Origin of the sequence: Parafrankia soli (genome assembly GCF_001854695.1) — a bacterium.
Classification (GTDB): Bacteria; Actinomycetota; Actinomycetes; order Frankiales; family Frankiaceae; genus Parafrankia; species Parafrankia soli.
In genome coordinates this window covers 1-7560 of sequence record NZ_MAXA01000053.1, presented here as the reverse complement: position 1 = coordinate 7560, position 7560 = coordinate 1, and the positions used below count along the sequence as shown (strand labels likewise).

6 protein-coding genes and 3 pseudogenes are annotated in these 7560 nt (G+C 65.5%); 6 read left to right on the top strand and 3 right to left on the bottom strand.

Annotated elements, in window-relative coordinates; translation table 11 throughout:
• Nucleotides 1-322, top strand: a 322-nt coding sequence (locus BBK14_RS39690; RefSeq protein ID WP_241831236.1) for a hypothetical protein, incomplete at its 5' end; no start/stop codon positions are given.
• A gap of 81 nt (nt 323-403) precedes the next feature.
• Here the strand turns inward: BBK14_RS39690 and BBK14_RS42035 are convergent.
• A pseudogene (locus BBK14_RS42035) lies at nt 404-694 on the bottom strand (transposase); the annotation flags it as partial.
• Nucleotides 695-1186: 492 nt separating this feature from the next.
• Between BBK14_RS42035 and BBK14_RS06745 the strand changes: the two are divergent.
• Together BBK14_RS06745 and BBK14_RS06740 are read left to right on the top strand one after the other, a co-directional pair.
• Nucleotides 1187-2044, top strand: a complete 858-nt coding sequence (locus BBK14_RS06745) for an HAF repeat-containing protein (RefSeq protein WP_241831234.1) — start codon at nt 1187-1189, stop codon at nt 2042-2044.
• The gene (locus tag BBK14_RS06740) at nt 2041-2523 is read left to right on the top strand and encodes a TetR/AcrR family transcriptional regulator (RefSeq protein WP_071060324.1); all 483 of its coding nucleotides are present in this window, start codon (nt 2041-2043) and stop codon (nt 2521-2523) included. The genes BBK14_RS06745 and BBK14_RS06740 overlap by 4 nt, the downstream gene beginning before the upstream one ends.
• A gap of 157 nt (nt 2524-2680) precedes the next feature.
• Here the strand turns inward: BBK14_RS06740 and BBK14_RS38765 are convergent, their stop codons facing one another.
• Together BBK14_RS38765 and BBK14_RS36720 are read right to left on the bottom strand one after the other, a co-directional pair.
• The gene (locus BBK14_RS38765) at nt 2681-2854 is read right to left on the bottom strand and encodes a hypothetical protein (protein ID WP_198541193.1); all 174 of its coding nucleotides are present in this window, start codon (nt 2852-2854) and stop codon (nt 2681-2683) included.
• Between the two features lie 47 nt (nt 2855-2901).
• A pseudogene (locus BBK14_RS36720) lies at nt 2902-3072 on the bottom strand (IS6 family transposase); the annotation flags it as partial.
• A gap of 422 nt (nt 3073-3494) precedes the next feature.
• Between BBK14_RS36720 and BBK14_RS06735 the strand changes: the two are divergent.
• The 3 genes and pseudogenes from BBK14_RS06735 to BBK14_RS39280 all read left to right on the top strand — a co-directional run.
• Nucleotides 3495-5711, top strand: a complete 2217-nt coding sequence (locus tag BBK14_RS06735) for a glycosyl hydrolase (RefSeq protein ID WP_083390773.1) — start codon at nt 3495-3497, stop codon at nt 5709-5711.
• Nucleotides 5712-6040: 329 nt separating this feature from the next.
• Nucleotides 6041-6999, top strand: a pseudogene (locus BBK14_RS06730) (ISAzo13 family transposase); the annotation flags it as partial.
• A gap of 331 nt (nt 7000-7330) precedes the next feature.
• Nucleotides 7331-7560 (top strand): hypothetical protein (locus BBK14_RS39280; protein ID WP_206744657.1); only part of this gene is annotated, 230 nt, incomplete at its 3' end.

The window sequence follows — 7560 nt, the reverse complement described above, 5'->3', positions numbered from 1 at the left end:
GCTCTACTCCGGCAGCATCGCCACGGCTACGCCGCAGACTTTCACCGTGGCCTCCCCACCGCCGGAACTACGCGGCTTCGGAGTCGACGACGGACACGAACTGCCCGACCGCCGCGCGCTGCTCACCGACCCCTATCCACCAGGTTTGAGCACGGCTTCGCGCTTACGGAGCTTCGACCACTGGTTCACTTCCGTTACACCTTCTGACCTTGCCGAACAGGCCCGCGCCGTCTGGCAGTCCCGCCGCGACCTGTCTTCGTCGGGGCCGCTTGCCACCCTCCCCAGCGTTCCTCCGGGTCAGGCTGCCCCCTGGCTTCACTAGGCTGCTGCGACAGCCCAGCGGGAGAGGGTCTCCCACCCCTCCTCGATTGTCTCGGCGCCTCGTGGCGCACAGCTCCGCCGCGAAGAAAGCCGACGCCGCTTTCAGGATCTCATTCGMGCGCTTCAGCTCACGAACCTCACGTTCCAGCTCGGCGATACGCGCGGCATCCGGCGTGGTGGTACCAGGACGATTCCCTTGGTCGACCTCAGCCTGATTCACCCACAGCCGCAACGTCGCCGGATGCACATCCAGCCGCTTCGCGACCGTCGAGATCGCACGTGACGCCTCCGCCGGCTGCTCACGACGCATCTGCAGCACAAGCCGCACGGAACGTTCACGAAGCTCATCGGGGTACTTCCTGGGAGCGGGCACGACTCGATCCTCTCAAACGGACCGGTCTCCACCGAACCCGGGGCGGTTCAGGACCGCACTTGATGTGTGCGGCATAGATGGTCAATAATCATTGCCCACATCGGGACAGTAGTTAAAAAGATTTCATACGGAGAGGGAAAGGAAATGCGAGAGTGGAGCCGACGCGCACTTTTGCGCACAACCTTCGCGGCGACTGCGGCGACTTCGTCATGGGTAGGCACGGAAGCTCGCGTGATGGCGTCTCCAGGTGGGGCACCTGTGGCGGGATCGCGGGCATCTAGCGCGGGTTTTCCTGGCCTCCCCAGATCGAAACCAGTGCTGATCCCGGCGCCGCAGCCTTGGCCCGGCCGGGTGGTCTGCAGCGACCGCAGCGGCCTATGCGCTGGTTACTGGCAGTCCTCTCCGTACAGCGTGGTGGGATTTCTGTGGCGAGGAGGTCGTCTCCAACAGCTGCCGGGCGGCAGTCGGCCGACGGCTATAAACGAGCATGGAGTGATAATAGGGGATATTATTGGTCGCTATGATCGGCAGGCATTCTCCTGGGTCGACGGGAAATGGCAACCCCTGGGCTTTTTGGGCGGTACTGACACTATTGGCGGATGGACGAGCTCCGCCGCCGCGGTGAATACCTTCGGGGTCATCGTAGGAACCAGCTCGACCGACTCCGGGAACTCGCACGCCTACCGCTTGACGGCAGGACGGATGCAGGATCTGGGCGCTCTCGGCGGCAGCTACAGCTCCGCGGCCGCGATCAACGATTCAGGCCTGGTGGTGGGCTCGAGTCAGCGCCAGGATGGTTCGACGCACGCGTTCGCCTGGTCGAACGGCAAGATCCGCGATCTGGGAACGTTGGGGGGATCTGAGAGCCAGGCTGTCGCCGTGAACAACGCTGGTCAGATCATCGGGTCCGGCTTGACCGCCGCCGGTGCGTGGCACGCCTTCCTCTGGCAGCGCGGTCACATGACAGACCTTGGGGTGCTGCCAGGCGACGGCGTCAGCGAGGCGGTTGCGCTGACCAGCCGGGGCGAGGTTCTGGTGCGCAGCATCGGGGCGCACCCGCGTGGGTTTCTGTGGAGCGCCGGTCGCAGGATCGAACTCGGGCCCGCGGCGAGCGGCTTCGATCCGGTCGGTCTGAACGAGCGAGGGTTGGTAGCCGGCACGATGTCGACGCCGTCCGGCCCGCACGCTGCGACGTGGTATCGCGGAACTCTCACCGATCACGGCACCCTCGGCGGGCCCTACAGCGATGTGGCTGCCGTGACCGCTGGAAACATGTTGGTCGGTAGCGCGACAACAGCCGATCTGTTTCCCCATGCCGCCGTGTGGCCCGCTAAGCCGGAACAGCCGTGACCGCGGACGGCAAGACCCCGCCCCGCGCCGACCGGGCTCGCCGGACAGACGCGCAGCGCAACGAAAATCGCCTTGTTGAGGCCGCCCGCGAGGTGTTCATCGCGCAGGGCACCGGAGCTCCCCTCAGCATGGTGGCGCAACGCGCGAAGGTGGGGCCGGCGACGCTCTATCGACACTTCGCCAATCGGGAAGCGCTCGTCAACGCCGCCTTCCGGGTGGAGATTACTGATCTCTGCCACATCGCCGACGAGTTGAACGAGAGCCTTCCGCCAGGCGAGGCGCTCAGGGGCTGGCTGGAAGCGGCCACGCGGCACACCGTCACGATGCGTGGCCCAGCATCCGATCAGCACTGGGAACGTCTGTGGAGGGTCAGCTACATCCGCTGGCCCACTGCGGTTTGCCGTGCCGGGGGTGCCGTTCTCGGCCGTGCTCAGGCTGCTGGGGCCGCACACCTGACATCGGCATCGCCGACCTGCTGACGCTGGCCGCCATGCTGCACCTCGATGGCCCGCCGAGCGACGATAGGCGGATCCGGCTGCTGCTCGACTTGCTCGAGACGGGCTGACGCCTGCGCGTTGCGCCGGCGCAGGTCAGGTCTCGCCCACTTCAAGACGTAGCACCAGCGGCCGGGATTGGTCACCCGACAGCGCCGCCCGCGGTGTAAAGAGGGCATTCGATCCCGTGGGTTCTGTCGTAGACCTTCTCGATCGTCGCGCCGTGCCCCTCAGCGAACTCGTACCCGTCCTCGTCCTGACGCTCTAACGCGTCATCCCCACCGACCAGTTCCGAGTACCGGGCGTACAGAACCAAGTCGCAGACCGTCCAACTTCGCCATAAGAAAAGTGTAGTTCGCCCAATCGCTGCACCCACCGGTGCACGGTCACGTGATCGACGTCGACGTCGACGTCGACGTCGCGCTCGGCGAGCAGCTCCTCGACATCCCGGTACGACAGCGCGAAGCGCACGTACCAGCGGACCGCCAGCACGATCACCTCAGGTAGGAACCGAAACCCGGCGAACACTCGCACATCGGAACCGGGGACGGACGGGACGGCGAACCATCATTCGATCATGCCCCGCGAACGCTACAGAGACCGCGGAAACCGTAGACGCAACAGTGCCGCGTTGGGTGTCGACGTCTTGAATCTCCGAGAATCCTACACTTCCGTGGTAGCGCTTAGATTCGGTTTAGCTTCAGGTTCTGTCTGTGGTTGTGCACTCCTCCAGGGAGCGCGCAGTCTCCTGTAGCTCACGACGGGATACGAAAATGCGCGATGAGAAGAACGTGATCCAGACAAGGATGAGAAGGTACCATTTGAAAGTTTTCAGTAGATTGGGACGACGAAAGGTAGGTCGCATTCCCGGCGCACTGGGCCTTGCTGTACTGGTTGTGGTGGCGCTCGTCACGGCCATTGGGCCGACCGTGGCGCCGGCCAGCGCGGCGACGACCATGACCACCATTKAGGACACCGCCGTCGGCACCGGCATCAACCAGGTCACCTACTCGGGAGCCTGGTCGGTATGTACCGGCTGCGGACCCGCCACAGCGAACAGCAGCTTCCGTTACTCCTACGCCAGCGGTGCGACGATCACGGTTCGCTTCTCCGGAACCCAGATCAGCATCTACGGAATCAAGAACCCCCTCGGGGGATTCGCCGCGTTCAGCATCGACAACGGAACACCGACAACGGTCGACACATATGCCAGCGCGTCGGTCGTCGCCCCGCAGTACAGCTCCGCGCCGCTACCCGCGGGCACCCACACACTGACGATCACGAACGTGCATCAGCACAACGCCGCGTCCACTAACTACTACGTCGGCTTCGACCGCGCCGTAGCCGTCGAGGCAACACCACCACCCCCACCCCCGGTGATACCACCACCGACCGTGACCACCATCGAGGACACCGCCGTCGGCACCGGCATCAACCAGGTCACCTACTCAGGAGCCTGGTCGCTGTGCACCGGCTGCGGACCCGYCACCCCCAACAGCAGCTTCCGCTACTCCTACGACTACGGCGCCATCGCCACGATCCGCTTCTCCGGCGCCCAGATCAGCATCTACGGAATCAAGAACCCCCTCGGGGGATTCGCCGCGTTCAGCATCGACAACGGAACACCGACAACGGTCGACACCTATCGCAACGCCTCAGCCGTCACGTTGAGCTACAGCTCCCCGCAGCTCTCCCCCGGCACACACACCCTGACAATCACCAACGTCCACAAGCGGAGCGGCGCCTCCTCGAACTACTACGTCGGCTTCGACCGCGCCGAGATCGGCGACCCCACAGTCATACCGCCCCCACCACCGACGCCACCGGTCACCATCGAGGACACCAGCATCGGCACCGGACCCAACCAGGTCTCCTACACCGGAACCTGGACCCAGTGCCTGGGCTGCGTCACCGTCACCCCCAACAACAGCATCCACACCTCGACCACCGCCGGTGCCGCCGCCACCATCCGCTTCTCCGGAGTCCAGGCCAACATCTACGGAGTCAAGGGCCCCGACGGCGGATTCGCCTCCGTCAGCATCGACGGCGGACCCACCAGCCCGATCGACACCTACGCACCGACCCGGATCGTCACACTGCTCTACAGCTYCGCCCAGCTCACACCCACCACACACACCTTCGCGCTCACCAACCTCGGCCAACACAACGCCGCCTCCACCGGGAACGCCGTCAGCTTCGACCGCGTCGAGGTCCCAGCCGGCACCACCCCCACTCCCGCACCGCCCCTGTACGCAGGACCACGCTCCGGTAAACCATGGATCTCGGGCACCTACCCCGACCCGGTCATGACCCCCGCCAACATCGACGCCTTCTGTAACTGGCGCGGCACCCCCTGCGACTTCGCCCTGCTGTACACCACCCGGAACAGCTGGACAAACGTCACCCAACCCACCGACCTTCTCCAGAGATTTGCCACCTGGCCAGGCCGCCTCATCATCGCGGCCTCACCCTTCCCGGAGAACATCGGCGCCAACAACGCCACCTGCGCCACCGGCGCCTACGACTCCTACTGGCGGACCTTTGGCAACATACTGAACACATACGGCCGCCAGGACTCCATCATCCGGCTCGCATGGGAAGGCAACGGAAACTGGTACCAATGGTCCGCCACCAACCCGACGAACTACATCAACTGCTGGCGACACGTTGTCGACGCCATCCGATCGACCGCCGAACCCGACCCCGAAATCTCCTGGAGCCTCAACGCCCACTACTCACAGAACCCCCCCAGCCACAACGCGATCGACATGTACCCCGGTGACGCCTGGGTCGACGACGTAGGCCTCGACTCCTACGACTTCTGGCCGCCATCCCGAACAAAAGCAGAATTCGACGCACAAGCCAACGCAGTCGGCGGACTCACCTACTGGTACAACTTCGCCACCGCACACAACAAAGCATTCGGCATCGGCGAATGGGGAGTCGTGAGCGGCGCCGGCACAAACGGCGGAGGCGACAGCGCCAACTTCATCCAATGGATGTACGACTGGTTCCTCGAACGCGCCGGAAAAGGACTCGCATATGAATTCTACTTCGGCAACTGCGACCCCGGGAACGTAGGATCCAACCTCAACCGCCCCCTCGGACCCGGCTGCGTCTACCAGAACCCGAACGCCGCCGCGCGCTATCAGCAGCTCTATCGGAGGATATAGCCCTGCGAAGACCTGGATTCAAACCACCGACCTGAGGCGGGACCGGCTCACGGGCAGCGATCCCTACGGGGATCGCTGCCCGTGTCCTACCAGCAGTAGCCTGGCAGCGGGACTGTTTCAAGATCGGCTCTGTCGCACATTCGGTGGTGACTGACAGTTAGCATTTGTGCGACCTGTCGGGTGTGGTGAAGTGCCTGGCAATACAGACATTCGGGGCATCGCCTCCGTGGTGGCCGGCGGGTTCGACGCGCAGCCACGGACACCAGGGAGCCGCCGGAAAATAACTCCGGTCTTTGATCTACGTGGGAGATCGTGGGACGCTCCGGCGCGTGGAGCGGGTTGACGAGGTGGTGTTCGCGGAGAAGTTCACCGTGCTGTTGCCGCATCTGGACGAGCGGCAGCGCCGGCTGGTGCTGGGAGCGGACGCGCGGGCATTCGGGCATGGCGGGATCCGTCTGGTGGCCCGGGCGGCCGGGGTGTCGCAGGACACGGTCTCGCGCGGCGTAGCCGAGCTGGGGGCGGGCGCAGCCCCGACGGGCCGGGTGCGCGCGCCGGGCGCGGGCCGCAAGGCGTTGCGGGAGAAGGACCGGAGCTGGTGGCGGCGCTGCTGGCGCTGGTCGAGCCCGACCAGCGGGGGGATCCGGAATCGCCGTTGCGGTGGACGGTGAAGTCCACCCGCCGACTCGCCGAGCAGCTGACCRCCCACGGGCATCCGGTCGGCGCGGACACGGTCGGCGCGCTGCTGCGCGCGGAGGGGTTCAGCCTGCAGGGCACCTCGCGCACGACCGAGGGCGCACGTCATCCTGACCGGGACGGCCAGTTCCGCTATATCAACGAGCGGGTCAAGGAGTTCACCGCGGCCGGGCAGCCTGTCGTCAGCGTGGATACGAAGAAGAAGGAAGTCCTTGGCGGCTATGCGGTCGCCGGCCGGGAGTGGCACCGCGCCGGGCAGCCGGTGCGGGTCCGTGCCCATGACTTCCCCGAGAAGAACGCCCAGAAGGCAGTGCCCTACGGGGTCTACGACCTGGCCGCCGATACCGGCTGGGTGTCGGTCGGCTGCGACGGGGACACCGCCGCGTTCGCGGTCGCGACCCTACGCCGCTGGTGGGACGGCGAAGGCCGCCACCGCTACCCGGCCGCGACCCGGCTGCTGATCACCGCGGACGCCGGCGGTGCCAACGGCTATCGGGTGCGTGCGTGGAAGAAGGAACTGGCCGACTTCGCCCGCACGGCCGGCCTTCAGATCACCGTGTGCCACTTCCCTCCAGGCACCTCGAAATGGAGTCGCGGTAGGGACCGCCCTTGCGGGCGGCCCCCCGCACAGATCCCAGCGTGCGGGACTACCGCACTGGGCTCCTGCCTCAGGTTCTGGCTGCGAAGCGTCTCTCCGGGAAGGGATGCATCACTCGGACTGGGGGTAGCCATCGAGCCGCGATCCGCCCCATCCGTTGCCAGTTCATCCGGTCACGTTGGCTGYGGCGCCGCAGCGCCTTGAACCAGTGCCGYGTCACCTGGGTACGGAAGGCCGACATCGTGTCGGTGTTGCCGGGCACAGCGTAGTAGGCCATATGCCCACGTAGCACGCTCGCCAAYCAGCGTCCCTGATCCGGGATGGGCGTATGCCGACGACGCTTCAGCTGCTCATTGACCGCCTTCAGCTTCGCCCGCATGCGTTTCGCGATCGTGATGCGCTTGAGCCAGAACGTCCCCCTCCGGGATGTCGCACAGATGTGCGTGAACCCCAGAAAGTCGAACGTCTCCGGCTTGCCCAGACCCCGCCGCTTCCGATCCCGGGCGGCGTACCGCCCGAACTCGATCAGCCGCGTCTTATCCGGGTGCAGTTCCAACC